Annotated in this window: 23 protein-coding genes; 10 read left to right on the top strand and 13 right to left on the bottom strand. The window is 72.6% G+C overall.

Annotated features, from left to right (window positions below):
- The first annotated feature begins 34 nt into the window (after positions 1 to 34).
- The 3 genes from G6W55_RS38970 to G6W55_RS25965 all read left to right on the top strand — a co-directional run bounded on the left by G6W55_RS38970 (position 35) and on the right by G6W55_RS25965 (position 3,486).
- Entirely contained in the window at positions 35 to 442 is a 408-nt protein-coding gene (locus G6W55_RS38970) for a hypothetical protein (protein ID WP_309243819.1), read from the top strand.
- An 81-nt stretch (positions 443 to 523) separates the two neighbouring features.
- Positions 524 to 1,192, top strand: a complete 669-nt coding sequence (locus G6W55_RS25960; RefSeq protein ID WP_217687370.1) for an ABC transporter ATP-binding protein — start codon at positions 524 to 526, stop codon at positions 1,190 to 1,192.
- Entirely contained in the window at positions 1,189 to 3,486 is a 2,298-nt protein-coding gene (locus tag G6W55_RS25965; RefSeq protein ID WP_175523235.1) for an FtsX-like permease family protein, read from the top strand. The genes G6W55_RS25960 and G6W55_RS25965 overlap by 4 nt, the downstream gene beginning before the upstream one ends.
- A gap of 42 nt (positions 3,487 to 3,528) precedes the next feature.
- Here the strand turns inward: G6W55_RS25965 and G6W55_RS25970 are convergent, their stop codons facing one another.
- Positions 3,529 to 4,191 carry an HAD family hydrolase gene (locus tag G6W55_RS25970; RefSeq protein WP_175523236.1) on the bottom strand — a complete coding sequence of 221 codons (663 nt, stop codon included), beginning with the start codon at positions 4,189 to 4,191 and terminating at the stop codon, positions 3,529 to 3,531.
- A 40-nt stretch (positions 4,192 to 4,231) separates the two neighbouring features.
- On the opposite strand from G6W55_RS25970, the gene G6W55_RS25975 reads away from it, so the two are divergent.
- Positions 4,232 to 4,702, top strand: coding sequence for an HIT family protein (locus G6W55_RS25975; RefSeq protein WP_175523237.1), 471 nt, complete (start codon positions 4,232 to 4,234; stop codon positions 4,700 to 4,702).
- A gap of 15 nt (positions 4,703 to 4,717) precedes the next feature.
- On the opposite strand, the gene G6W55_RS25980 is transcribed toward G6W55_RS25975, so the two are convergent.
- The 4 genes from G6W55_RS25980 to G6W55_RS25995 all read right to left on the bottom strand — a co-directional run bounded on the left by G6W55_RS25980 (position 4,718) and on the right by G6W55_RS25995 (position 9,309).
- On the bottom strand, positions 4,718 to 5,197 hold the full coding sequence (locus tag G6W55_RS25980; protein ID WP_175523238.1) for an excalibur calcium-binding domain-containing protein: 480 nt from the start codon (positions 5,195 to 5,197) through the stop codon (positions 4,718 to 4,720).
- 100 nt (positions 5,198 to 5,297) lie between these two features.
- Positions 5,298 to 6,455, bottom strand: a complete 1,158-nt coding sequence (locus G6W55_RS25985) for an alkaline phosphatase PhoX (protein WP_175523239.1) — start codon at positions 6,453 to 6,455, stop codon at positions 5,298 to 5,300.
- 167 nt (positions 6,456 to 6,622) lie between these two features.
- Positions 6,623 to 8,455, bottom strand: coding sequence for a SulP family inorganic anion transporter (locus G6W55_RS25990; RefSeq protein ID WP_254876451.1), 1,833 nt, complete (start codon positions 8,453 to 8,455; stop codon positions 6,623 to 6,625).
- Between the two features lie 248 nt (positions 8,456 to 8,703).
- The gene (locus G6W55_RS25995; protein WP_175523240.1) at positions 8,704 to 9,309 is read right to left on the bottom strand and encodes a carbonic anhydrase; all 606 of its coding nucleotides are present in this window, start codon (positions 9,307 to 9,309) and stop codon (positions 8,704 to 8,706) included.
- Positions 9,310 to 9,554: 245 nt separating this feature from the next.
- On the opposite strand from G6W55_RS25995, the gene G6W55_RS26000 reads away from it, so the two are divergent.
- Both G6W55_RS26000 and G6W55_RS26005 read left to right on the top strand, forming a co-directional pair.
- Positions 9,555 to 10,433, top strand: coding sequence for a response regulator transcription factor (locus G6W55_RS26000; RefSeq protein WP_175523241.1), 879 nt, complete (start codon positions 9,555 to 9,557; stop codon positions 10,431 to 10,433).
- On the top strand, positions 10,430 to 11,950 hold the full coding sequence (locus G6W55_RS26005; RefSeq protein ID WP_175523242.1) for a HAMP domain-containing sensor histidine kinase: 1,521 nt from the start codon (positions 10,430 to 10,432) through the stop codon (positions 11,948 to 11,950). The genes G6W55_RS26000 and G6W55_RS26005 overlap by 4 nt, the downstream gene beginning before the upstream one ends.
- Here G6W55_RS26005 and nirD read toward each other — a convergent pair.
- The 3 genes from nirD to G6W55_RS26020 are packed head-to-tail and all read right to left on the bottom strand — an operon-like array spanning position 11,865 to position 16,038.
- Positions 11,865 to 12,215 carry a nitrite reductase small subunit NirD gene (gene nirD, locus G6W55_RS26010; RefSeq protein ID WP_175523243.1) on the bottom strand — a complete coding sequence of 117 codons (351 nt, stop codon included), beginning with the start codon at positions 12,213 to 12,215 and terminating at the stop codon, positions 11,865 to 11,867. The two genes, G6W55_RS26005 and nirD, sit on opposite strands and share 86 nt — an antisense overlap.
- Positions 12,212 to 14,809, bottom strand: coding sequence for a nitrite reductase large subunit NirB (gene nirB / locus G6W55_RS26015; protein ID WP_175523244.1), 2,598 nt, complete (start codon positions 14,807 to 14,809; stop codon positions 12,212 to 12,214). Before nirB ends, nirD begins: the two co-directional genes overlap by 4 nt.
- A complete protein-coding gene (locus G6W55_RS26020; RefSeq protein WP_175523245.1) occupies positions 14,809 to 16,038 on the bottom strand; it encodes an NAD(P)/FAD-dependent oxidoreductase in 1,230 nt (409 codons plus the stop codon). The genes nirB and G6W55_RS26020 overlap by 1 nt, the downstream gene beginning before the upstream one ends.
- Positions 16,039 to 16,225: 187 nt before the next feature.
- On the opposite strand from G6W55_RS26020, the gene G6W55_RS26025 reads away from it, so the two are divergent.
- Positions 16,226 to 17,008, top strand: coding sequence for a TSUP family transporter (locus G6W55_RS26025; protein ID WP_175523246.1), 783 nt, complete (start codon positions 16,226 to 16,228; stop codon positions 17,006 to 17,008).
- On the opposite strand, the gene G6W55_RS26030 is transcribed toward G6W55_RS26025, so the two are convergent.
- From G6W55_RS26030 to G6W55_RS26040, 3 genes are all read right to left on the bottom strand, one after another.
- Entirely contained in the window at positions 17,005 to 17,646 is a 642-nt protein-coding gene (locus tag G6W55_RS26030; RefSeq protein WP_175523272.1) for a class F sortase, read from the bottom strand. The genes G6W55_RS26025 and G6W55_RS26030 overlap by 4 nt on opposite strands.
- A 142-nt stretch (positions 17,647 to 17,788) precedes the next feature.
- Positions 17,789 to 18,367, bottom strand: coding sequence for a hypothetical protein (locus tag G6W55_RS26035; RefSeq protein WP_175523247.1), 579 nt, complete (start codon positions 18,365 to 18,367; stop codon positions 17,789 to 17,791).
- Between the two features lie 257 nt (positions 18,368 to 18,624).
- A complete protein-coding gene (locus G6W55_RS26040) occupies positions 18,625 to 19,107 on the bottom strand; it encodes a gamma-glutamylcyclotransferase family protein (RefSeq protein WP_309243820.1) in 483 nt (160 codons plus the stop codon).
- A gap of 188 nt (positions 19,108 to 19,295) precedes the next feature.
- Between G6W55_RS26040 and G6W55_RS26045 the strand changes: the two genes are divergently transcribed.
- Complete coding sequence (locus tag G6W55_RS26045) at positions 19,296 to 20,942, top strand: M4 family metallopeptidase (RefSeq protein ID WP_175523248.1); 1,647 nt, start codon at positions 19,296 to 19,298, stop codon at positions 20,940 to 20,942.
- Here G6W55_RS26045 and G6W55_RS26050 read toward each other — a convergent pair.
- Together G6W55_RS26050 and G6W55_RS26055 are read right to left on the bottom strand one after the other, a co-directional pair.
- A complete protein-coding gene (locus G6W55_RS26050) occupies positions 20,935 to 23,091 on the bottom strand; it encodes a molybdopterin oxidoreductase family protein (protein WP_175523249.1) in 2,157 nt (718 codons plus the stop codon). The two genes, G6W55_RS26045 and G6W55_RS26050, sit on opposite strands and share 8 nt — an antisense overlap.
- Before the next feature lie 118 nt (positions 23,092 to 23,209).
- Complete coding sequence (locus G6W55_RS26055) at positions 23,210 to 23,884, bottom strand: vancomycin high temperature exclusion protein (protein WP_175523250.1); 675 nt, start codon at positions 23,882 to 23,884, stop codon at positions 23,210 to 23,212.
- Positions 23,885 to 24,070: 186 nt separating this feature from the next.
- On the opposite strand from G6W55_RS26055, the gene G6W55_RS26060 reads away from it, so the two are divergent.
- Both G6W55_RS26060 and G6W55_RS26065 read left to right on the top strand, forming a co-directional pair.
- Positions 24,071 to 24,973, top strand: a complete 903-nt coding sequence (locus tag G6W55_RS26060) for a sirohydrochlorin chelatase (protein WP_175523251.1) — start codon at positions 24,071 to 24,073, stop codon at positions 24,971 to 24,973.
- Between the two features lie 78 nt (positions 24,974 to 25,051).
- A complete protein-coding gene (locus tag G6W55_RS26065) occupies positions 25,052 to 26,305 on the top strand; it encodes a deoxyguanosinetriphosphate triphosphohydrolase (protein WP_175523252.1) in 1,254 nt (417 codons plus the stop codon).
- The last annotated feature ends 52 nt before the right edge of the window (positions 26,306 to 26,357 follow it).

A 26,357-nucleotide genomic window follows, 5' to 3' on the forward strand; every position in this document is an offset into this window, starting at 1 on the left:
GCGGAGGTTTGGCGTGAAGAAGGTAGTGCTCGGCGTGACTGCGCTCAGTCTGGTGTTCGGGGCGGCGGTGGCGGCGTTTGCTTCGCCGCAGAAGGCGAAGATTCCCGATCTCCTCTCCCGTGGAGTCGAGTTCACGGACGCCAGCTACCGGTTCAACCGTCCTGGGGTCAACCACGGGGCGTTCGAGTGGCGAGGGCTCCTCACGGACGCGTTGCCCGACGACCGGCACAACGTCTATGTCGACGTCAAGATCGAGGGGCACGACTGGGTTCGCTACTACGGCAAGCAGGGGCGTTCCGTCCTGCTGCACAAGTCCAACTGGGACGGTGCGCAACGCTACACAGGGGACGCGCGGCTCCGGGTGTGCCGTGACCGGGGCAGCCTGCGCCCCGACAACTGCGCGCCGCTCCAGATCCTGTCGTACGACTGGGACCACGCCTGAGATCGTCCGTGATCCGAGCCCAGGCGCGTGCGCCTGGGCTCGTGCTCTTGATAGGGGAACAAGATCAGTACGTCAGAAGTCTTGTCCGCCAGGGGAGTCGATCTCTTCTACGGCGACACCCCGGCCGTCCGGGACGCGGAGATCTCCCTGCGGCGAGGAGAGGTCGCGGCGATCACCGGCCAGAGCGGGTCCGGCAAGTCCTCGTTGCTCTACTGTCTGGCAGGCGTGCTGCCCGTGGCGCGCGGCGAGATCCGCTTCGAGGGCCGCGCACTTGGCGCACTCGGCGACGACGAACTCAGCACTCTCCGTCGTGAGCGGTTCGGCTTCGTGTTCCAGTACGGCGAGTTGCTGCCCGAGTTGACCGTCGAGGAGAACACGGCACTGCCGCTCTGGCTGGCCGGCCGGCGCAAGCCCGAGGCGCTGGCGGTGGCCGGTGACATTCTCGGTCGGCTCGGCCTGGCGGATCTGCGTGAGCGGCGCCCCTCACAGGTGTCGGGAGGCCAGAGTCAACGTGTGGCGGTCGCAAGGGCGTTGGTGCACAAGCCCGCCGTGGTGTTCGCCGACGAGCCGACCGGTTCGCTCGACAGCGCAAATGCCACTGCGGTGCTCGAAGAGTTTCTCCACCTGGCGCGATCGCAAGGAACCGCGGTGGTTCTCGTCACCCATGACGCACAGGTGGCAGCCCGGGCGGACCATCGCTACACCATGCGCGACGGGGCCCTCACCGCTCAGGTGCGGGAGGCGTCATGAGGGAACTCCTGCTCGGCCTGCGGCTGTTGCTGGGCAGCGGGCGAGGTAACCGGGTGCGTTTCCTGCTCATGACGGCGGGCAGCGCGATCGGGGTGTGCTGTCTGGCCGTCGTCCTGGCGATTCCCGGCATTCTGGCCGCCCAGGATGCCCGCAAAGCCGCTCGTGAGCCCGACTGCTCGAACGGCCGCGGCGCCTGTCTCTCGACCTCCGGCGAGGGGCGTGCGCTCCTACGAGTGGATCCCTACGGCTCCGAGGCCCTGACCCGGATCTTCGTCGCCGAGGGAAACACGCCGATCGACCCGCCCCCCGGCCTGGACCGGTTGCCCGGCCCAGGCGAGGTCTACGTGTCCCCTCGACTGCACACGCTCGTCGCCCGCGACCGGGACCTGGCTCGTCTCCTGCCGGGCAAGGAGAAGGGGCTCATCTCGGCCCAGGGGCTGGCGCACCCCGACGAGCTGTACGCCTACATCGGCGGAAGCCGGGACGAGTTGAGGGACGGGGGCCATCTGTCCGCCTTCGGCGGGAGATCCGCGCGCTACCCCACGGTGGAGCCCTCCACCCTCGGCATCCTGCGCTTCACCCTGGCCGGCGTCGTGCTGCTTCCCCTGGCCGTCTTCCTCTCCGTCTGCGCCCGGCTCTCCGCCGCTTCCCGGATGAGGCGGTTGGCCGCGCTGCGCCTGCTCGGGCTGAGCCGGAAGGGCACCCAGCGGGTCAACGCGGCCGAGACCGTGGCCGCCGCCGTCCTGGGCTCGGTACTGGGCCTGGGCGCCTACTGGGTCGTCAACCAGTTGGTCTCGCGGACGGGACTGCCCGGGTTCAAGTGGTACCCGGCCGACGGCTCGTTGTCCGGGTACCCGCTTCTCGTCTGCCTGGTGGGCTGTCCCGCGCTGGCCTGGTTCGTCGGCCGGATCGGGGCGAGGAAGGCCGCCGCCAACCCCTTGGCCGTACGACGTAGTGCCGTGGAGCAGCCGCCCCGGCTGTGGGGTCTGCTGCCGCTGGTGCCGGGGCTGGCCATCGTCATCGGGTACTGCGTGGCGGGCGCCACCGGCAACATCCCGACGGACACGGCGCTTTCCTCGATCCTGATGCCACTGGCGGTCGTACTGGTCGGCACGGGGCTGGTGCTGTCCCTTCCGTTGCTCTCCCGGTTCCTGGCCCGGAACGTGGCCCGCACCACCGGATCGCTGCCGCTGCGCCTGGCCATGCGCCGCAACGAGGTGGAACCGGGCGGGGCTGTGCGCGTGGCGACCGGGCTGGTGCTGCTGGTCTTCGCCGCCTCCCTCACCCAGGGCGTACTCATCGAACTGGACCAGGTGTCCAAGAACAACGCGCCGGTCCAGCTCTACACGATGTCCCTGCGTGCCGTTCCCCAGGAGGACGAGCGGGCCATGACCGAGGTGCCGGGGGTGCTGGGGCACGCTGTGCTGACGCGATCGTGGAGCGATCCCGAGAGCGATGTCTTCCGGCCGAGCACGGAGGTCGTCGTCGCCACGTGCGGCGAGTTGCGGAGGATGGCGTCGTCCGTCGAGAACTGCGTCGATAGGCAGCCTGCGCGGCTGATCGTTCCGGACCGCGCAGGCGCGGAGATCGGTGAACCCGGCAGCCGATTCCCCCTGCACCTGCGGAACTCCGCGGGGGAGCCCAAGGTCGTCGCGGTTCGGACGCCGCGTCGGATCGTTCACTACCAGGATGACTCGCTGACGCAGTTGGCCGGCAGCGGCGCGGTCCTGATCCCGCCGTCGTCCCTCCCCGTCGGCTATCGCCCCCAGGACGAAGCGACTTTGGCCCTCATGAGCCGCTCCGACCCCAAGACCGTGGTCTCCGTGCTCGCCGGCATCGCGGATGTCGACCCCACGATCGAGGTCGACACGAACGGTGTCGACGCCGCGGCTCTCCAGCAGATCACCGTCATCAAGACCCTCCTCGCCGTGGGCATGGTCCTGGGCCTAGTCATCGGGGTCGCCGCCTACCTCGTCGCAGCCACGGACCGGGCCGTGGAACGCCGGCCGCAGATCACCGCGTTGGCGCTCCTCGGTGCCAGGCCCAGGACACTGCGGGCCGTCCAGGTCGCCCAGGTCGTCCTGCCTCTGGCCCTCGGTCTCGTGCTCGCCGTGACGACCGGGAAACTGGCCGAGTCCAGCTACCTGGTGACCGGCGGAGGCGCGATCTTCTGGGACAGCGCCGGGATTCCACTGCTGCTCGCGTGCGCCCTGGGCGTGGTGGTGATCGCCGCCCTCGGATCCCTGCCGCTGGTCGGGAGGCGTATCGACCCGGAGTTGATCCGTCGGGACTGATGGCCGCTGTGTAAGGCAGGTGCGTCGGTAAGGGACCGGACTTCAGCGTGATTGCTCGTTGAAGTCCCTTATCAGAGAGGGAAGTTCGAGGAGGCTCTCCACTCGGAACGTGGGGAGTTTCTTGGCTTCCTCGTTTTGCCATTGGATTGTTGCCCAGGGGCCGCGGCGGATCAGGGCGGTGTGCATGCCGGTGGTGACGGCCGGGCGGAGGTCGTTGTCGATGCGGTCGCCGACGTAGAGGATCTCGTCGTGGGTGAACGGGCTGGCCTCGGTGACGCGTTCGAAGAAGAGCGGGTCGGGTTTGCTGGCTCCCCAGTCGTCGGAGGTGGCGATCAAGTCCACGTCCGCCGTGAACAGTTCGCGGAGGATCGACCCGGCGCGGACGGTCTGGTTGCCGGCGATGCCGAGCCACAGGCCGTCCGCCCGCAGCGTCGCGAGGGTGTCGCGCACGTCGGGGTACAGGTCGGACTCCCCGAAGGTCTCCGGCTTCCCGGCCGCGGCCCGCCGCTCGCGCTCCGGGTACAGATCGAAGCCCGGTCGGAACTCCTGGAACGTCTCGCGGTAGTCGCGCCCCTGGGCGATGACCGCGCCGAACATCGCCGCGAACGTGTGGCGCGGCACCCCGAGCCAGTCGGCCCAGGCGCCGTATTCGCGCGTCTCGTCCACGAGGCACTCGCCGACGTCGAAAACCACTGCACGAATCATGGTCGCAGCGTAGCCGGATCGCGTCGGTAGGGTCCTGAGCATGAGTGATGCATGGAAGAGAGACCGGATCGGGAGTGCTCTGCGCGGGGAGAATCCCGCTGTGGTGCGGCGGTTGGGGAGTGGGTTTGTTGTGATGGGGGATACGCAGTTCTTGCCGGGGTACTGCGTGTTGTTGGTGGATGAGCCTGGGGTGGGGCGGCTGTCCGAGTTGTCGCGGGGGAAGCGGTTGGGGTTTCTGGGGGACATGGATCGGCTGGGGGAGGCCGTCGAGCGGGCCTGTGGGCGGGTGGAGTCGGGGTTTCGGCGGGTCAATCTGGAGATCCTCGGGAACACCGATCCGTTTCTGCACGCGCACGTGTGGCCGCGGTTCGACTGGGAGCCGGAGGACCTTGTGGGGCGGCCGGTGTGGCTGTATCCGCCCGAGCGGTGGGGTGATCCGGAGTTCGCCCTCGGGCCGCGGCACGACGTGCTGCGCGCGGCCATCGGGGAGGAACTCGACCGGCTGGCCTGAGAGTTGATGCGAGAGTTACTCGCAGGCCGTGCCGTCTCCGTCGCGGTCGAGGTGGCGGCCGTAGCCGGGGTCGCCCGCGTGCAGCGGGGCCGCGCCTGCCGCCCTCGCCGCCGAGCAGTTCGCGTAATAGGCAGAACTACCAGCGCCTCCCGAGCTGCCTGAGCCTCCCGAGCCTCCCGAGGTGCCCGAGCCGCTCGTGTCCGAGCGAGCCGCCGGCTTCGCCGTCACCGTCTTCGTCACGCGGACCGTTTCCGTCGCCGTCACCGTCGTCGCAGGTTCCGGGGCGGGCGGCTCGGCGGTCTCCGTCGCCGTGACCGTCACCGTCGGGCGGGGCTTCGCCGCGGCCGGTTCGGGGGTGTCCTCGCCGTCGCCGCCTATGCCGACGCCGATGAACAGGGCCAGCGCCAGGGCGGGCAGGACGTACCGCTTCCGGGCCCAGCGGGGAGCGGCCGGGCCCGGAGCGGGGGGAGGAGTGGTGGCGTACGGGTTGCTCATGTCGTCCCCTGAGGTGTCGGTGCGAGGAGGACGACGTTATGGGGGCTTTCGCAGGTGTGGAGGGGATGTGTTCATTCTGTGACCGCCTCCATCACAAGCACTACGCGCGGAACGGGCCCGTCACCTCGTACGTGATCCCGCCCGACGAACTCCCGCTCGTCCCCCGCTGGCTGGAGAAGTACAGCCGTGTGCCGTCGGGGGAGAAGGCCGGGCCCGTGATCTCCGAGGACGACTGGCCGTCGACGCGCAGGAAGGGGGCGACCACGTCGTCCGGCGTGATGACGCAGATCTCCATGTTGCCGCCGTCCTCCGCCACGAACAGGTCGCCGGAGGAGGAGCCCGTGACGTTGTCGACGCCGGTGAGCGGGGCCGCTCCGCCGGTCACCAGCGAGTCGTCGTAGGCGAGTTCGATGGTCTGGGCGGCCGCGTTGTACTGCCAGACGCGGTTGTCGCCCTTCGTCGTGAACCAGCACGTGTCGTCGGCGTAGTGGCAGCCCTCGCCGCCGTTGAAGTGCTTCGCGCCGGAGACCTGGTTGCGGGTCGCGGTGGCGCCGGTCGGGTCGGGGACCGTCGCCCAGGTGACCGGGCCGCTCGTGCCGCCGCCGGCGACCAGCACCTCCAGCGTGCCGGACGACAGATTGCCCCAAGTCGTCGGGCGGAAGCGGTAGAAGCAGCCGTTCGTCTCGTCCTCCGTCAGGTAGATCACCTTGCGGACCGGGTCGGCGGCCGCCGCCTCGTGCTTGAAACGGCCCAGCGCGTCCCGGCGGACGGCGGCCTGCACACCCCAGGGATCCGTCTCGTAGACATAGCCGCGGTCCACCTCCTCGCACGACAGCCAGGTGTTCCAAGGGGTCCTGCCGCCCGCGCAGTTCTGCCGGGTGGAGGAGAGGATGCGGTACGCCCCCGTGATCGCGCCCGCCGCCGAGAACCGCACCGCGCTCGCCCCGCCCGACGGGTTGATCTCCGAGTTGGAGACGTAGATCCAGCCTGTGCCGTCCGCGTAACAGGCGCCGCCGTCCGGGGCGTTGTGCCAGGTGTACGACGTCCCCGGCACCGTCTGGCCGGAACGGGCGACGACCCGGCTGCTGAAGCCGGCGGGCAGCCGGATGCCGTTGGCGTTCGGTGAACCGAGTGCCCCGTACGGGCCGGTGCCCGGCTGGGCCGGGGCGGCGTACGCGGCGCCGCGCCAGAGGGTGCCGCCGAGGACGGCCGCGGAGCCGCCGATCGCGGCCGTGCGCAGGAAGGTACGACGTTCCACGCTCACTCCCGAGGGTGTGTGAACGGCCCGGCGACGGTCGGCGCCGGGGTCGTGCGCTGCCGAACGCTAGAAGTGCCGGGTGGCGGAGCCATGGACGGGCCGTGACCGGGAGATGCGCGGTGTGTGACCGGCGGTGGCGCAGCCCCCCCCCGAGGAGGAGAGGAGGATCAGCGGAAGTAGTCGTAGCCCGGGCCGGGGGTGCCCTCGCCCTCCCCGTACGACCGCCCCTGGTCCGACCCGTAGCCGGGCCCGGAGACGGACCCGTACACCGGCCCGTAGTCCTGCGCGTACTCCTCCGCGTACCGCTGCGCGAAGTCCTCCGGCATCGGGGTGGTGTCCAGGTAGAACCACTCCGCCGTAGGACCCGGGGCACCCGTTGACGCGGGTACGGTCACGGGCCGGCGGGGCAGCGGGCCGAGCCGTGCTCCGGCTCGGGCGGGAGCCTCGTCCGGGACACCCTCCGGTTCCCGGTCCGCCTCCGTCGGCAGCCGTTTCGCCGGCCCCGGCATCAGAAGCTCCACCCGTAGGCCCTTGCCGCGCTGCTGGGCGGTGAACTCCTCCACCTGGCTGCGGCAGGCGTGGTCGAGGTGGGTCACCCCCGTGAGGTCGAGCCGGATGCGCGGCCTGCCCGCCTCGGCGGCCGCCTCCAGGGACTCGATGACCTGCGGCAGCCGCAGGAACGTCGCGTTGCCCGCCATGACGACCTTCGCGGTGTCGTCCTCGACGTGCTGCCGGATCACGGTCTGCGACATCCGCACCGCGGCCAGCACGATGCCCGCCGCCAGTCCGAACAGCACACCCTCCAGCAGGGCGGTCGCCACGATGACCAGCGTCGTCAGCGTCATCACCGCGAACTCGCCCCGGTCCTGCCGCCACATCTTGGGGAACTCCTCCGGCGCGAACAGCTTCCACCCGCTGTGCACGAGCACGCCCGCGAGGACCGAGATCGGGATGAGGGCGAGGACCTGGGGCAGCAGCAGCGCGAAGGCCAGCAGCCACAGACCGTGCAGGGTGCGGGAGAGCCGGGTCTTCGCGCCGGCCTGGACGTTCGCCGAACTGCGCGCCACCACCGCGGTGATGGGCAGCGCGCCGAGCAGACCCGCGATCGTGTTGCCGGCGCCCTGGGCGATCAGCTCGGGGTTGTAGCGGGTGCGCGGCCCGTCGTGCATACGGTCCACCGCGGCCGCCGTGAACAGCGACTCCGCGGAGGCGATCACCGTGAAGGTGAGGATCGCCGTGATGATGCCGACGTCCGCGAGCCCCGCGAACTGCGCCGGGCCCGGCATGTCGACGCTGGCCAGCAGATTGCCCACCTGGAGCGTCTTCACCTCGACGCCCGGGAGCGCGGCGACCGCGATGCCGATGCCGACGGCGACCAGCGCCGCCGGGACCTTGCGGACCGGGCCCGGCACCTTCTTCCACAGGAAGCTCAGGACGACCGTGACCGTGCCGAGGCCGGCCGCGATCAGCGCCTGCGGGTCGGCGAACGTGTCCGCGAGCAGTCCGGGGACACCGGCCATGTTCTCCAGCGGGGTGCCGGGCGCCTTCGCGTCCATCGCCGGGTACGCCTGGCTGAACATCAGCGGCAGCCCGATCCCGGCCAGCATCCCCTGGACGACGGCCAGGGAGATCGCCTGGAAGAACCGGCCCAGGCGCACCAGGCCCAGGACGATCTGGAGCAGACCCGAGAAGAGCACGATCACCCCGAGCATGGCCACGCCGTACTCCAGCACGGTCTCCGCGACCAGTGCGGCGAGACCGGCGGCCGGGCCGCTCACCTGGAGCGTGCTGCCCCGGGCCGCGCCCACCACCAGACCGCCGATGACACCCGAGATGATGCCCAGTTCGGCGGGCACACCGGAGGCGACGGCCACGCCGATGCACAGGGGGAGGGCGACCAGGAAGACGACGAGGGACGCGGTGATCTCGGTGGCCAGGTCGCCCTTGGGGACGGCCTTCGACGGGCGGGACGACGGTGACGACGACGGTGAGGACTTCATGGCGCCGGCCGGCTCCGCGAAGCCGACGTCCATGACCTCCATGTCGTCCCAGCCGCGCGTCGCGTACCCCTCCGACCCCCTCGGCGGGCCGCTCACCGTCGGCGCGTCCGCCGGCCGCGGCGGGAACGACAGCCCACCCGCCTCCCGGAACGTACGCCCTGTACTCGGACTTGAGCCCGGCCCCGGTCCCGGACCACCGGGACCACCCGCTCCACTCCGCCCCCGCGCGTGCCGCGCATGCGTCCCGCTCATGCCGCGTGCACCCGGAACAGGCCGTCCTCGTCCAGCTCCTGCACCCGGCCGGTGTCCACCTCGTAGTACCAGCCGTGCAGCCGCAGCCGTCCCGTGTCCAGTCGGCGCCGCGCGGACGGGTAACTCCGCAGCGCGGCCAACTGGTTGACGACATTGAGCTGGGAGACGTCCGGGAGGCGCGGATCCGCCAGGTCCCCGTCCAGTACGGATGCCAGCCGGGGGCGGGCCAGTTGCAGCCAGGCGTCCACCCCGGGCAGGGCGGACAGGTCGTCGCCGGACTTGAGGGCGCCCATCGCGCCGCAGTGCGAGTGCCCGCACACCACGATGTCCTGAACGCCGAGCACCTCCAGCGCGTACTCGATGGTGGCGGCCTCGCCCGAGGCGCCCTGGCCGCCGTGCGGTGGAACGATGTTTCCCGCGTTGCGCAGCTCGAATATCTCGCCGGGCCGCGCGCCCGTTATCAGGGCTGGAATCACCCGGGAGTCCGAGCAGGTGATGAACAATGCCTCGGGATATTGGCCTTCGGCCAGCCGCTGATATTCGCCGCTTTCGAAGTCGACCCGTCGTTTGAACGAGCGGGCGCGATCCAGCAGGGCTTTCATGCAGTCCTCCCAGGTCAGGGCTGGTGCGTCAGGGGATTCGACCAGTCCTTCATCACCGTAGAGGAGCCTTTGCCAGGCGAAGGTTAGAGGAACACTAAACGGCCGACAAGAAAGGGACATCTTTTGATCGGTGCTGAGCTTCTGCTCACATCGTATGGCTTCCGTACGGTGTTCTGATGACCGTTCTTGTAGCGTGACGAGTCCATGGAGCACGCGAATTCGGTTCACGGGAGAGACGGAAAAGCATGGGCGTACGAGTCCTGCTCATCGAGGACGATCAGACGATCGCCGAACCGCTCGTCGAGGGCCTCGGCCACTTCGGGCTCACGGTGCACCACGTCCGCACCGGCCACGAGGGGCTGAGGGGGCCGTACGGCGATGTCGTACTGCTCGACCTGGGGTTGCCCGATCTGGACGGCATCGACGTCTGCCGGGGGATCAGGCGGACCTCCGACGTCCCCATCATCATCCTCAGCGCGCGGGGGGAGGAGGCCGACCGTGTGCTCGGCCTCGAACTGGGCGCCGACGACTATCTGGCGAAGCCGTTCAGCATGCGTGAACTGGTGGCCCGGGTGCGCGCGGTCACCCGCCGGACCCGACGCGGGTTCGGCGAGCGGGAGTTCGGAGGCGAGCAGGAGCCGACACCCACCCCTGCCCCTACTCCTGCCCCCACCCCTACTCCTACCCCCGCCGCCGGCCCCCTCGCCGTCGACCGCCGCACCCGCCAGGTATGGGTCGGCGACGCGGCCGTCACCCTGACCCCCAAGGAGTTCGAACTGCTCGCGCTGCTCGCCGAGGACCCGGGGGCGGTCTACTCGCGGCAGCAGATCCTCGACCGGGTGTGGGACCCGCACTTCCAGGGCCCGACCAAGACCCTGGACGTCCATGTGGCCACCCTGCGACGGAAGTTGGGCAACCCGGCCTGGATCCAGACCCTGCGCGGCGTCGGCTTCCGGCTGGCGGTGCACACCGCGTCGCCGGGCGCACCCACACCGCCCGCGCCGCCCCCGCCCTTGTCCTCACCCCCACCCCCACCACCCCCGCCGTACCCCCCGCCCCACCACTCCTTCGCGTACGACGAACCCCCGCCCCCGTACCCCTACGAGCCGGCGGCCCACCGGTGACCCGTCGGCTGCTGCTCAGCTATCTCACCCTCGCCGCGCTGCTGCTGGTCTGTCTGGAGTTCCCGCTCGGGTTCCTCTACTCGCGCGGCGAGCGCGAGCGGGTGATCAACGCGGCGCAGGACGAGGCGGAGTCGGTGTCGGCGTACGCCGCGCTGTCGATCGCGGCGGGCCGGGCCGCGCAGGACCTGCCGGAACGGGCCGCGCACTGCGCCGCCCGCATCGGCGGCAAGGTGCTGATCGTGGACAGCTCCGGGGCGCTGCTGGCGACCTCGCATCCGCTCACCGAGCGGGAGGAGGACAGCCTCGCCTCCTGGCCGGGCATCGCCGCCGCCCTGCGCGGCACCGCCACGGAGGACGTCCGCACCTCCACCATCGGCGGGGTGGAGTACCTCGCGGTGGCGACCCCGGTGGGGCACGGCGCCGAGGGGCAGGGGGCGGTCCGGATCACGGTGCCGACCCGGATGGTGTCCGAACGGGTGCACCACGTCTGGCTGTTGCTGGCGCTCGGCGGTCTCGTGGCGCTGGCCGCGGTCGCCGCGCTCGGCTTCGTGATCGCCCGCTGGACCGGTCGCCCGATCCGTGAACTGGAGCACGCGACGAAGGAGTTGGCGGTGGGCGGCACCGCCGTACCGGTGGCGATCACCAAGGGTCCGCCCGAAGTGCGCAGTCTGGCCGCGACGTTCAACCGCACCGCCGCCCGGCTGGAGCATCTCCTCTCCTCCCAGCGGGCCTTCGCCGGTGAGGCGTCGCACCAGTTGAAGACACCGCTCGCGGCGCTGCGGCTGCGGCTGGAGAACCTGGAGAACGACATCGCCGAGCACCGGCGGGGTTCGCTCGCCGCCGCGCTCACCGAGACCGACCGGCTGGCCCGGATGGTCGAGGCGCTGCTGGCGATGGCACGGCTGGACGAGAGCGCCGCCGAACGCGAGCGGGTCGACCTGGGGCAGGTGTGCGCCGAACGCCACCACGCCTGGAGCCCGTTGTTCGAGCGGCACGGGGTGTGGCTCGTCCTGGCCGGTGACGCCGGGGGCGAGGTGCTGGCGCTGCCGGGCGCCGTCGAGCAGATCCTCGACAACCTGCTCTCCAACGCCCTGCGGGTGTCGCCCCCCGGATCCACGGTGACCATCGCGCCGCGCCCCCACCCCGCGCACGAACGCCGTTTCCCGCACCGCGCGTCCGGGCCCGGCCGGGTCGAGCTGCATGTCGTCGACGAGGGCCCCGGGATGAGCGAGGAGCAGCGCCGCCGCGCCTTCGACCGCTTCTGGCGTGCCCCGGACGCCCCCAAGGGCGGTACCGGACTGGGCCTGGCCCTGGTCCAGCGGCTGGCCCACGCGAGCGGCGGGGAGGCCCTGCTGCGAGGGGCGCCGACCGGCGGTCTGGACGCGGTGGTCAGCCTCCCGACGGCCGGCCCCCGGCACCCCGCCCCGCCCGTCAGGCCACCCGCACCTCATACGTGGCGATGCGTACCGACTCGTCGTCCAGGCAGACCCCGCTCTCGAGATCGAAGCGCTGCTTGAGGAGCGGGGAGGCGACGAAGGGGCGGCCCCGGTGGGTGCCGGTGAGGCCCCGGGAGAGGACCGCCGCGCCGCCGAACGGGTCGCGGTTGTCGACGGCGTAGAGGTCGCCGGCGCGGTCGCGGAACAGGGCGGCCTGGCGGCCGTCCGGCAGCAGGGCGGCCACCCCGCGGCCCGGGGTGAGCGAGGTCAGGTCGCAGATGGTCAACCAGTCCTCGTCCAGCCGGAGCTGGATCTTCAGGTCGGTGGTCTCGGGTGCCAGGGTCATCGCTGGGCGCTCCCTTCCAGGGGACGGTGGCCGATGGTGAGCAGCGGCAGGTCGGGCTTGATCTGGTCGCGCTCCGGGACGAAGCCGACGACCGGGTCGGGGGTGTCCGGCGCGTTCACGAAGGACACGAACCGGGCGAGCTTCTCGGGGTCGTTGATGGTGGTCGCCCATTCGTCGGCGTAGTGCGCCACGTGGTCCTTCATCAGAGACTCCAGCTCCTCGCAGATGCCGAGGGAGTCCTCCACCACCACGTCGCGGACGTGGTCGAGGCCGCCGGGGATCCGGTCCAGCCAGGTCGAGGTGCGCTCCAGGCGGTCGGCGGTGCGGATGTAGAACATCAGGAACCGGTCGATCAGGCGTACGAGTTCGGCGTCGGACAGGTCCTGCGCCAGCAGGTCCGCGTGGCGCGGGGTGGCGCCGCCGTTGCCGCCGACGTAGAGGTTCCAGCCGTTGGAGGTGGCGATCACGCCGAAGTCCTTCGACTGGGCCTCGGCGCACTCGCGGGCGCAGCCGGACACCGCGGACTTGAGCTTGTGCGGCGAGCGCAGTCCCCGGTAGCGCAGCTCCAGGTCGATCGCCATGCGGACCGAGTCCTGGACGCCGTAGCGGCACCAGGTCTGGCCGACGCAGGACTTCACCGTGCGCAGCGACTTGCCGTAGGCGTGGCCGGACTCGAAGCCGGCGTCCACCAACCGGGTCCAGATCAGCGGGAGTTGTTCGACGCGGGCGCCGAACATGTCGATCCGCTGACCGCCGGTGATCTTCGTGTAGAGCCCGAAGTCGCGGGCGATCTCACCGATCACGATGAGGCCCTCGGGGGTGATCTCACCGCCGGGGATCCGCGGGACGACCGAATAGGAGCCGTTCTTCTGGAGGTTGGCGAGGAAGTGGTCGTTGGTCTCCTGGAGGGCCGCCTGCTCGCCGTCCAGGACGTAGCCGCTGGCGCCGATCGTCGGGGCCAGGGAGGCGATGATCGAGGCGACGGCCGGCTTGCACACGTCGCAGCCGTCGCCGCCCCGGGCGTCCTCGCGGCCGTAGCGGTCCAGGAGGTCCTGGTAGGTGTTGACGCGCAGGGCGAGGACGATCTCGTACAGCTCCTCGCGGGTCCGGCCGAAGCAGCCGCACAGGCCCTTGTCGACCTCGACGCCGCTCGCCTCCAGCTCGGCGGTGACGAGCTGGCCCAGCACCTTGACGCAACTGCCGCAGCCGGTACCGGCCTTGGTGCACTTCTTGACCTCGGGCACGGTGGTGCAGGAGTGCTCGGTCACCGCGCCGCGGATCGCGCCCTTGGACACGTTGTGGCAGGAGCAGATGATCGCGTCGTCGGGCAGCGCGGACGGGCCGAGCTGCGCCCCGCCGCTCGCGCCGGCCGGCAGCACCAGCGACTCGGGCGCGATCGGCGGGACCGAGCCGGTCAGGGCGCGCAGGGTGCCGTACGCGTCGGCGTCGCCGACCAGGATGCCGCCGAGCAGGGTGCCGTCGCGGCCGATGACCAGCTTCTTGTACAGGCCGGAGCGGGAGTCGGAGTAGACGACGTCGAGGCAGTCCTCGGTGGTGCCGTGCGCGTCGCCGAAGGAGGCCACGTCCACGCCGAGCAGCTTCAGCTTGGTGGAGAGGTCGGCGCCCGTGAAGGACGCCTCGTCGGCGGCGATGGTGGCGGCCGCCGTCTCGGCCTGCTCGTAGCCGGGGGCCACCAGGCCGTACACCCGGCCGTCGGCGGCCAGCGCGCACTCGCCGATCGCGAAGACGTGCGGGTCGTCCAGCGTGCGGCAGCGCTCGTCCACGGCGATGCCGCCGCGTTCGCCGACGGTGAGCCCCGCCTCGCGGGCGAGCTGGTCGCGGGGACGGACACCCGCGCTGAACACCACCATGTCCGTGGCGAGTTCGGAGCCGTCGGACAGCTTCATGCCGGTGACCGCGCCGGCCTCGTCGGTGACGATCTCCTGGGTGCCGACCCCGGTGTGGACGCTCAGGCCCATCTCCTCGATGGTCCGCAGCAGCGCGGCGCCGCCGCCGTCGTCGACCTGGACGGGCATCAGCCGGGGCGCGAACTCCACGATGTGGGCGTTCAGTCCGAGCCCCTTGAGGGCGCCCGCCGCCTCCAGGCCGAGCAGTCCGCCGCCGACCACGGCACCGGTGGTGGCCCGGGTCCGCGCGTACTCCTCGATGGCGAGGAGGTCGTCGATCGTGCGGTAGACGAAGCAGCCCTCGGCGTCCTTGTTCGGCACCGGCGGCACGAACGGGTACGAGCCGGTGGCCAGCACGAGGACGTCGTAGCCGACGACGAGCCCGGAGCGGGCGGTCACCGTGCGCGCCGCGCGGTCCACGGCCGACGCCGGGTCCCCGACCCGGAGTTCGATGCCGTGCTCGCGGATGAACCCCATGTCGGTCAGGGAGAGGTCCTCGGCGGTCCGGCCCGAGAAGTACGAGGTCAGCGCGACCCGGTCGTAGGCGGGGCGCGGCTCCTCGCACAGCACGACCACACGGTGGGTGGCGGTCAGACCGCGCTCGGCGAGCGCTTCGAGGAAGCGCTGGCCGACCATGCCGTGGCCGACGAGCACGATCGTGGGGGTGGGCCCCGGGGTGGCGGTCATCAGGAGCCTCCGTCGTTGGTGAGCAGGTGGAGCAGGGGGCCGCCGTCGGAGGGGAGCGGCTCTGCTCCCTCCCAGGCGCGGGCGAGCGCGCCGACGGTGCCGAGTTCGCCGACGAGGACCCCGCCGACCAGGCGGTCGTCGCGGACGACGACCTTGCGGTAGGTGCCGCGGGTGGCGTCGGCGAGCTGGACGACGTCGTCACCCGGGCGGGGTTCCGTCTCGCCGAACGCGGCGAGGTCGAAGGGGTTGTCGTAGGGCCCGTGCCCGGTGAGGGTGAGCCGGGTGAGTGAACGGGTGCCGGTGTAGCGGGCGTTCGTGTCTCCCGCGAGCGACTCGGCGAGCACGTCGGCCTGTTCGAGGGCCGGCGTGGCCAGTCCGTACACGGTCCCGGCGTGCTGGGCGCAGTCGCCGATCGCCCGGATGTGCGGGTCGGAGGTGCGCAGTTCGTCGTCGACCAGGACGCCCTTGTGCACGGCGAGTCCGGCGGCCTTGGCGAGTCCGGCGCGCGGCGAGACCCCGCAGGCGAGGACCACCAGGTCGGCGTCGAGGGCGTAGCCGTCGGCCATCTCGACCGAGCGGACCGCGCCGCCGACGCAGCGCACGTCCCGCACCCGGCACTCGGTGTGGATCTCGACGCCGAGGCCGGTGAGGTGCCGGCGCACCAGCCGTGAGGCCGCCGGGTCGAGCTGGCGCTCCATGAGCCGCTCGGCCTGCTGCGCGAGGACGACCTGGGCCCCGCGCAGGGCGAGCGCGCGGGCCGCGGAGACGCCGAGCAGCCCCCCGCCGATGACCACGGCCCGCACCCCGGCCCGTACGGCCTTCGACAGGCCCAGGCAGTCGTCCATGGTGCGGAAGGCGTGCACGCCCTCGGGCAGCACGTGGTCGGGGGTGAACAGACCGCGCAGCGGCGGCAGCACCGGGTTGGAGCCGGTGGCCAGGACCAGCGTGTCGTATGCGATCTCCGAGCCGTCGGCGCAGAACAGGGCCCGCCGCTCGCGGTCGATCCCGGTGACCCGGGCGCGCAGCGGTCCGGCGGCCGGCAGGGGCAGCGCGATCACCTCGGGGGCGTACCGGCCGGCCAGCACCTCGGCGAGCAGGACCCGGTTGTACGGGCGGTGCTCCTCGTCGCCGACGAGCAGCGCGGGCACGCCCAGCTCGCCGAGCCGGCGGGCGAGTCGTACGCCCGCGAGGCCGGCGCCGAGCACCACCACACGCGGATTCGAGGTCATGTCCAGGAGCGTGCGGGGTGGACGTTACCCGGTGGCATCACGGTTGTTTCCCGCGAGGAACGCTGCCCTCAGCGGGGGCGGGCGGGGGGTGTGAGGAGCCGGAGAGGCCGCCGCGCCGGGAGGCGGCGACCTCAGAAGATCCTCAGGTGCGTGGCATATGCATGCACCGGGGCCGTAGGGTCCGCTCATGCCCGACATAGCCCTGACCACCGTCATCGCCCTCTGCCTCGCCGCGCTGGCGGCCGGCTGGATCGACGCGGTGGTGGGCGGCGGCGGGCTGCTGCTCCTGCCGGCGCTGCTCCTCGGCCTGCCCGCCGGCACCCCGGCCGCGTTCGCGCTCGGCACCAACAAGGCGGTGGCGATCGTCGGCACCTCGGGCGCCGCCGTGACCTACGCGCGCCGGTCGCCGGTCGATGTGCGCACCGCGGTCCGGATCGGTCTCGCGGCACTGGCCGGCTCCTCGGCGGGGGCCTTCTTCGCGGCCGGGATGAGCACCGAGGTCCTCAAGCCGGTGATCATGGTCGTCCTGCTGGCGGTGGCCGCGTTCGTCATCCTGCGGCCCGCCTTCGGCACCGCCCCCGCGACCGGCCCGGCGGGCCCGCGCCGCATCCTCGCGGCGATCGCCCTCGCGGGCCTCGGCATCGGCTTCTACGACGGTCTCGTCGGCCCCGGCACCGGCACGTTCCTGGTCCTCGCGCTCACCGCCGTCCTCCACCTCGACCTGGTGAACGCCTCGGCCACCGCCAAGATCGTCAACTGCTGCACCAACGCCGGCGCGCTCGCCACCTTCGCCTGGCAGGGCACCGTGCTGTGGCAACTGGCCGCGCTGATGGCGGTGTTCAACCTCGCGGGCGGCACGCTCGGCGCCCGCACGGCACTGAAGAAGGGCAGCGGCTTCGTCCGGGTCGTCCTGCTGACGGTGGTCTTCGCGCTGGTGGGGAACCTGGCCTACGAGCAGTGGCTCGCCTAGGCGCTCTGCTTCGCACGGCTGCCGGTGAGGTGGGCGAAGACGACCACGTTGCCCTGGTAGCCGGTCGCCTTCGAGTAGCGGCCGCCGCAGGTGATCACCCGGAGTTCGGGGCGGGCCGCCGGGCCGTAGACCTTCTCGTCGGGGAAGCGCCGGGCGTCGTAGACCTCGACGGCGTCCACCGTGAAGACGGCGACGGTGCCGTCCCGCCGGTCCACCTCGACCGTGCCGCCCCTGCGCAGCGCGCCCAGGCCGTAGAAGACGGCGGGTCCCTCGGCGGTGTCGACATGGCCCGCGACGATCGCGGTGCCCCGCTCGCCCGGCGTGGTCCCCGCCTCGTACCAGCCGGCCAGGTCCCCGCGGTCGGCGGGCGGCGCGGCGAGAGCGCCGGTGGGGGTGAGGCCCAGGCCCGTGAGCGGGGCGTCGACACCCAGTGAGGGGATGCGGACCCGGTCGGGCGCGGCGGGCGGCAGGGCGGGCGCGGACGGTATGTCGGGGCCGTCCCACGCGGCCGAGCGGGACTGCGCGGCGGTCGGCTGCGGCGGGGCGGTCGCCCGCGCGCCGCCGTGCAGCAGCCACACACTCGCGCCGAGGGCGAGCGCGGTCAGGGCCGCTATCGCGGTGTCGCCGACCCTGCGCATGCGCACCCCCCTCTCCGTGAACGGCGTGAACGGCGTGAACGGCGGTGAACGGCCCCCGTGCCCCCTCCGGGTCGCGAGGGGCGTCGGACCCGGAGGGGGAGGGGACATGCGGTACCGGCGGACGGACAGCGGAGGGTGTCCGTCAGATCCCGTCGCCTCTCGCCCGGCGATGCAGGAGCCAGGTACCGCCCGCGGCGGCGACGGCGAGAGCCGCCACGCCTGCCGCGGTCTGCACGGGGTCGCGGCCGACTGCGCCACCGACCCCCGTCTTCACACTTCCGTGCGGATGCGCCGCCCCGCGGGCCGAGGCCAGCGTCACCACCAGGTCCCCGCTGAGCCGACGGCCCCCGTCGGAGCACCGCGCGACGATCTCGTACGTCCCGGGATACGCGCTCGGCGGCACCCGGAACCCTCCGGCGGCCCTGCCCCCGGGGGCACCGGACGCGGCGGGCGACTCGGATGCGGCGGGCGTCTCGGGCGTCTCGGGTGTGAGGGTGAACCGTCCGGCGCCCACCGCGCCCGCGTCCCCGGTGGCCGTGCCGTCGGGGCCGCACGCCGTGGTGCGCACCGAGACCCGCTCGCCGGGCACCACGCCGACGGGGCGCACCTCCAGCTCCGCGACGCCGGTGTCCGTGGCGTGCGAGGGTGCCGCGAGCCCGCCCGCGGCGACGGCGACGACGGCGAGCGCGCCACCGGTCAGCAGCCGTGCGGTACGTCGCATCTCTGCTCCTTCGGGCGTCTCGGGTCGCGTCCCTGCTTCTTCGAGGTAAGTCCGCGGGCGGCGAGCGCGCTTCCTGAGGCCACGTCAGGAATGGGGCGAACGGGTGCCGCCCGTCCCGGCGAACGCCCCGCCCGGCCCCCTGTTTCAGCAGGTCATCGCCGTGCGCACGGGGCGGCGGAGAGACGGGTGGAAAAGCCCGCGGGGAGCGTGTGAACGGGTGACCGGGGGAGGGGCCGGATCGTGCTCCGGGACGCGTGTCAGCGGTGGGCCAGCCAGTCGCCGCCGCCGATGCGGTTCCCGTCGGCGCGCAGTCCGGCGGCCACGGCGGGGGCGGCGAGGTAGACCCAGGCGGGTACGGCGCCCTCGGTGCCGGTGCCGGTGCCGGTGCCGGTGCCGGTCGTGGCACTGCCGACGGTCACGGTCACCTCGCACACCACCCGCTCGTACAGGCTGTACGGGTCGCCCGGCCGGTATTCCTCCAGCCGGTCCAGCTCGGCGAGCAGCCGCGCGTACGCCTCCGGGCGGGCCGTGATCAGCGCCCCGGCGACCGTCCCGCCGGGCTCCGCCACGGCGTACGGGTAGCCCGGGCCGTCGTACAGGACCGCGCCGGTCAGCCGGGCGGGCTCCTCGCGGAGGGTGCGGCCGCGCAGGAAGAGGCCGTGGTTGACCTCGCCGGGGCGGAGCGTGCCGTAGACGAAGAACGGCAGGCCGGGGGCGGGCGGTGTGGTCGGGATGCGCACGGAAACGATTCTCTCCCCTCACGTCACCGGCACGTAGGCGGTATGGACACGACTTGTCATGCCCTCTTAAATCGCAGGGCGAGTCCAGCACGCGCTCAGCACGACGTCAGTACGGCCTCAGTACGACCTCAGTGCCACCCCCACACGCGCGCCCCCACGGCGCCTTCCCGAGGAGACCGAGCAGTCTGATGAGTCGGATACGGCAGCACGTCCGAGGTTCCCGTCTCGCCACCGCCGGCATCGCCGCCACCACGGCGACCCTGCTGGCCGCCGCACTCTCCCCGGCCGCCGGTGCGGCCGACAGACCCACCCGCGCCGCCGCGCTGGACCACGCGGCCGCGGCCCTCGCCGACCACGCCACGAGCCTGGGCCTCACCGGCGCCCAGGACACCGCGGTACGGGACGTGATCATCGACAAGGACGGCACCCAGCACGTCCGCTACGACCGCACCTTCCGCCAACTGCCCGTGCTTGGCGGCGACTTCGTGGTGCACCTGGCCGCCGACGGCAGCTACCGCAGCGCGGACCGGGCGACCCGGGCCGCGATCTCGCTGCCCGGCATCACCCCGAAGGTGTCCGCGCCCCAGGCCGCCGACACCGCGGTGAACGCCCTGCGCGCGTCCCACCTGGGCGAGCCCCTGAAGCAGGTCAAGGCCAAGCCGGAGCTGGTCGTCGACGCGCTGCACGGCACCCCGAAGCTGGCCTGGCGGACCAACGCGGTGGCCCTGGACTCGTTGGGCAACCCGGTCGCCCGCACCGTCGTCACGGACGCGCGCACCGGCGCCCAGATCGACGCCTGGGACGCCATCGAGACGGCGAGCGGCGACGGTTCGTCGCTCTACGGCGGCACGGTCCCGCTGGAGACCACGCTCTCCGGCTCCACCTACCAGCTCAAGGACCCGACCCGCGGCAACACCTACACCGGCGACGCGGCCAACAAGACCGACCTGTGCATTTTCGGCATCTGCATCAGCCGCGCCCCGGCGACGCTGTTCACCGACACCGACAATCACTGGGGCACGGGCACCGGTGCGGACCGCTCCACGGCCGCCGTCGACGCCCAGTACGGCACCGACAAGACCTGGGACTACTACAAGAACGTCCACGGCCGCAACGGCATCGGCAACGACGGCAAGGGCTCCTACAACCGCGTCCACTACGGCAGCAACTACAACAACGCCTTCTGGGACGACAGTTGCTTCTGCATGACCTACGGCGACGGCGACGGCTCGGTCTTCGGACCGCTGGTCTCCCTCGACGTGGCCGGCCACGAGATGTCCCACGGCGTCACCTCGAAGACCGCCAAGCTGACCTACTCGGGCGAGTCCGGCGGCCTGAACGAGGCCACCTCCGACATCTTCGGCAGCCTCGTGGAGTTCTACGCCGGCAACTCCTCCGACACCGGTGACTACCTCATCGGCGAGAAGATCGTCCGCCCGGGCTTCGGCCGGGACGCCCTGCGGTACATGGACAAGCCCAGCAAGGACGGCAACTCCGCCGACTACTGGAGCAGTTCGGTCGGCAACCTCGACGTCCACTACTCCTCGGGCGTTGCCAACCACTTCGCCTACCTCCTCGCGGAAGGCAGTGGCACCAAGACCATCAACGGCGTCACCTACGACTCCCCGACCTCCAACGGCTCCACGATCACCGGCATCGGACGGGACAAGCTCGGCGCCATCTGGTACCGCGCCCTGACCGTCTACATGACGTCCTCCACCAAGTACGCCGGCGCCCGCACCGCCACCCTCAACGCGGCCCGCGACCTCTACGGCGCGGGCAGCACGGAGTACAACACGGTCGCGGCGGCCTGGAGCGCGGTCAACGTCAACTGACGCCTCCCGCACCCGCCTTCGAACCGGCCGCGCCGACCCCCTCCGGCCTCTCCACCCTCTCCACCCGCACCGCGCACACCTTGAACTCCGGCATGCGGGACGTCGGGTCGAGGGCCGGGTTGGTCAGGGTGTTGGCGCGGCCCTCGCCCGGCCAGTGGAAGGGCATGAAGACCGTGTCGGGGCGGATGCCGGTGGTGATACGGGCCGGGGCGACGGCCCGGCCGCGGCGGGACACCACCGCCAGCGGGTCGCCCTCGGCCGCGCCGAGACGGGCCGCGAGACGGGGGTGGAGTTCGACGAAGGGACCCGGCGCGGCGGCGTTCAGCTCGTCCACCCGCCGGGTCTGCGCGCCGGACTGGTACTGCGCGACGACCCGCCCGGTGGTGAGCAGCACGGGGTAGTCGGCGTCGGTTTCCTCCGCCGCGGGCCGGTGCGTCACCGCCGCGAACCGGGCCCGGCCGTCGGGTGTGGCGAACCGGTCGAGGAAGAGACGGGGGGTTCCGGGGTGGCCGGTGTCCCGTGCGGGGCCGTCGTCGCCGTCACTCCGTGCCGGGCACGGCCAGAACACGCCGTTCTCCGCCGCCAGCCGGGCGTACGTGATGCCGGAGTAGTCCGCGACGCCGCCCGCGCTGGCGCGGCGCAGCTCCTCGAAGACCTCCTCGGGATCGGCCGGGAAGCCCTTCTCCACGCCCAGCCGGGCCGCGAGTTCGTGCAGCACCTCCAGGTCGCTGCGGATGCCGTCCGGCGGGGTGAGCGCCTGCCGCCGTAGCAGGACCCGCCCCTCCAGGCTGGTCGTGGTGCCGGTCTCCTCCGCCCACTGGGTCACCGGCAGGACGACGTCCGCGAGGGCCGCCGTCTCCGACAGCACGACGTCACAGACGGCGAGGAAGTCCAGCGACCGCAGCCGCTCCTCCACATGCGCGGCGCGCGGCGCGGACACCACCGGGTTGGACCCCATCAGCAGCAGCGAGCGGACGTCCCCGCCGAGCGCGTCCAGCAACTCGTAGGCGCTGCGCCCCGGTCCGGGCAGGCTGTCCGGGTCCACGCCCCAGACCTCCGCCACATGCCGCCGCGCCGCCGGATCGTCCAGCTTGCGGTAGCCGGGCAACTGGTCGGCCTTCTGGCCGTGTTCGCGGCCGCCCTGCCCGTTGCCCTGCCCGGTGAGACAGCCGTAGCCGCTCAGCGGGCGGCCCGCCCGGCCGGTGGCCAGGCACAGGTCGATCCACGCGCCGACCGTGTCCGTCCCCTTGGACTGCTGCTCGGGCCCGCGCGCGGTGAGCACCATCGCGGCCTCCGGCTCGCAGAACATCCGTACGGCCTGCCGGAGTTGTGGAACGGACACCCCCGTGATCCGTTCCACCTGCTCCGGCCAGTGCGCCATCGCGGCCGCCCGTGCCTCCTCCCAGCCCGTGGTGCGCTCCCGCACGAACTCCTCGTCGACCCGCCCCTCGGCGACGACGAGGTGCAACAGCCCGAGCGCCAGCGCCAGATCGGTGCCGGGCCGGGGCGCCAGATGCAGGTCCGCCTGCTCGGCGGTCTTCGTGCGGCGCGGGTCGACGACGATCAACGTGCCGCCGTTCTCCCGCAGTTCGCTGAAGAAGCGCAGGGACGGCGGCATGGTCTCGGCGAGGTTGGAGCCGACGAGGATCACACAGCCCGTCCTCGGGACGTCCTCCAGCGGGAACGGCAGCCCCCGGTCGAGCCCGAACGCCTTGATGCCGCCCGCCGCAGCGGACGACATGCAGAAGCGGCCGTTGTAGTCGATCTGCGAGGTGCCGAGCACGACCCGGGCGAACTTGCCCAGCGCGTACGCCTTCTCGTTGGTGAGCCCGCCGCCGCCGAACACCCCCAGCGCGTCCGGGCCGTGCGCGTCCCGGATCCCGGCCAGGCGTCCGGCGATCAGATCGAGCGCCTCGTCCCAGTCGGCCGGCACCAGCGCGCCGCCGGACCGTATCAACGGCGAGGTCAGCCGCACCCGGGAGGAGAGCACCGCGGGCGCGGTCCGGCCCTTGCCGCACAGCGCGCCCCGGTTCACCGGGAAGTCCGCGCGCTCGACCACCTCGACGCCCCCCGTGGGCAGGGGCGACAGGGCCATCCCGCACTGCAAGGCGCAGTACGGGCAGTGGGTGGGCGTCGAGGTGGTCCGCATGCCGTTCAGCGTGCGTCGGCCGTGTTACACGCCGTGCGGTCTCCTGTTACGGCGATGTGGTGGTGCCCTCCCTCCGGACCCCGGGCCCGCGTGAGGGCCCGCCGGGGCGGAGACGGGACTACTCGGAGGCCAGCGCCCGGCGCACCCCCGGCTCCCGGGGCCCCAGGAATGTCGGGTCCGGCTCGAACACCGCGTCCAGCGCCGCCTTCCCGGCCGCGAGGATCTCCCGGGCGCCGCCGTAGTACCAGGTCGCGTCGTGCTTGGCGTCCACCCCGACGCCGTACGAGCGGACGCCGGCCGCCTCGCACAGCGCCACCGCCCGCCGGATGTGGAAGCCCTGGCTGATCAGCACCGCCTCGTCGACGCCGAAGATCTTCTTGGCGCGCACACAGGAGTCCCAGGTGTCGAAGCCCGCGTAGTCGCTGACGATCCGCGCGTCCGGCACGCCGTGCCGGGTGAGGTAGGCGCGCATCGCGTCGGGCTCGTCGTAGTCCTCGCGGCTGTTGTCGCCGGTGACGAGCACGACCTTCACCCGCCCCTCGCCGTACAGCTTCGCCGCCGCGTCCAGCCGGTGGGCGAGGTACGGCGACGGCTCGCCGTCCCACAGGCCCGCGCCGAAGACCACGGCGACCTCGGTGCGCGGCGCGTCGGCGGTGGTGCCGAGGCGGTCCGCCGTGGACACGAACAGCCAGGTGGCCGGAAGCAGCGCGAGCACGCAGACGCCCATCGCGGCCTGGACCAGCCGCCGCCGTCCGGCACGCGTGCGTGGCAGCCGCGGTCGACGGATGTTCATACGGTGTGCTCCTGCTCTCCGGGCCGACAACCCCTCCGGCCCGACAAGACGTGCCACGCGCCGATCCGGTTCGCCCCCGGCCGCGGGGCGTACCTCACAACGCCCGCCAGGACGCCGTGAACCCGGGGAAAACAGCCGTGACGGTCAGGCAACGGCGACGCAACCTCACGCGGTCACGATCGTTCCATGACGGCGTCGCCCTCCCCGCACGACGAGCCCGAGCACCGCGAGCCCGAGCACGGGTCCGCACCCCACGAGCCCGCACCCCACCTCGACAGTACGGCGCACCTCATGAACCTGATCAACACCCAGCTCACCCGCCAGCTCGGCCTCGTCCGGCCCGACGGACGGCGCCGCCCGGGCCCGCCCGCGCTGGTCGTCGTCGCCCACGGCAGCCGCGACCCGCGCGCCCTGGAGACCGTCCGCGCCCTGCTCGACCGGGTGCGGGCGGAGCGCCCCGGCCTGCCGGTGCACCTCGGTCACATCGAGCTGAACGAACCGCTGCTGACGGACACCCTGGCCGCGCTCGACGCCCGCCGCACCCCGGACTCCGTCCTGGTGCCGCTGCTGCTGGCCCGCGGCTACCACGTCAGACGGGACATCCCGGAGGCGGCCGCGCGAGCGCGGGTACGCACGCGTGTGGCGGCCCCGCTGGGCCCGCACCCGCTCCTGGCGGACGCCCTGCACGCGCGTCTGACGGAGGCGGGCTGGCGTACCCCCGCGACCGCCGCGGAGCGCCGCGCGAGCGCGGTGGTCCTCGCGGCGGCGGGCTCCCGCGACCCGGACTCGGCGGTCGACGCGCGCCGCACGGCCGCGCTCCTGGCGGAGCGGCTGGGCGTGCCCGTGGTGCCCGCGTTCGCCTCCACGGCGGCCCCCACGGTCCCCGACGCGCTGCGCGCCCTGGCCGCGCGCGGGCGCGACCGGGTGGCGGTGGCCTCCTGCTTCACGGCCCCCGGCCGGTTCGCGACGGAGTGCGCGCAGGCGGCCCCCGGCATCGTCTCGGCCCCGCTGGGCACCCACCCGGCGATGGCCCACCTGCTCCTGCACCGCTACGACGAGGCCCTCCAGGTCCACAGCAACGCCGCGTGACCCGGCACCCGGCGGGGCGTCAGGGCCGGGAGAGCCGGGAGTGCACCGATTGTCAGCGGTGCCGCTTACTGTCGAGTCATGCCCTACGACCCGCAGTCGACAGAACGCTGGGCGCCGGAGCCCGACAAGCGCCCGGGCCGGACCGCCTTCCAACGGGACCGCGCGCGTGTCCTGCACTCCTCGGCGCTCAGACGGCTCGCGGGCAAGACCCAGGTGGTCACCCCGGGGGAGCGCAGCCAGGTGTGGGACGCGACCCCGCGCACCCGGCTCACCCACTCCCTGGAGTGCGCGCAGGTCGGCCGTGAGCTGGGCGCGGCCCTCGGCTGCGACCCGGACCTGGTGGAGGCCGCCTGCCTCTCGCACGACCTCGGCCATCCGCCCTTCGGCCACAACGGCGAACAGGCGCTGAACGACTTCGCGCGCGACTGCGGCGGTTTCGAGGGCAACGCCCAGTCGCTGCGGCTGCTCACCCGCATCGAGCCCAAACGCTTCACCGACGAGGGCTCCGTCGGCCTGAACCTCACCCGCGCCACCCTGGACGCGGCCACCAAGTACCCCTGGCCGCGCGGCGCCCACCCCAAGGACCCGGCGTCCCCCAAGTTCGGTGCCTACGACGACGACCGGCCGGTCTTCGACTGGGTCCGCGAGGGCGCCCCGGGCACCCGTATCTGCTTCGAGGCGCAGGTCATGGACTGGGCGGACGACGTGGCGTACTCGGTGCACGACGTGGAGGACGGCCTGCACGCCGGTCACATCGACCCGATCGTGCTGCACGCCGAGCCGGAGCGGCAGGAGGTCTTCCGGGTCGCCGTCGGCCGGTATGTCCCGGCGGACACCGACCCGGCCGAGCTGGCCGCCGCCCTGGACCGTCTCCAGGACGAGCCCTGGTGGCCGCACGGCTACGACGGCACGGCGGTCGCCCAGGCCCGGCTGAAGGACGCGACCAGCCAGCTCATCGGCCGCTTCTGTCTGGCCGCGGAGGGCGCCACCCGCGCGCGGTTCGGCAGCGGCCCCCTCACCCGCTACGACGCCGAACTGGTTGTCCCGCACGGGACGCGCCTGGAGTGCGCGGTCCTCAAGGCGGTCGCCGACCGGTACGTGATGCAGCGCGCCGAGCAGGAGCTGCTCCGCGCCGACCAGCGGGTGGTCATCTCCGAGCTGGCCGAGGCCCTCACCGCCCGCGCGCCCGACGGTCTGGACCCGCAGTTCCGGGCGCTGTTCGACGCGGCGCCCGACGACCGGGCGCGCAAGCGGGTGATCGTCGACCAGATCTCCTCGCTCACCGACGCGTCGGCGCGTTCGCTGCACACGCGTCTGACGGGCCATTTGTGAGGGAGGGCCAGAGGGAGGGGCGTTTATGAACGAACCCGACCGAGTGCGCCCA

The organism is Streptomyces sp. CAI-85, assembly GCF_013363615.1.
Taxonomy (GTDB): Bacteria; Actinomycetota; Actinomycetes; order Streptomycetales; family Streptomycetaceae; genus Streptomyces; species Streptomyces antibioticus_B.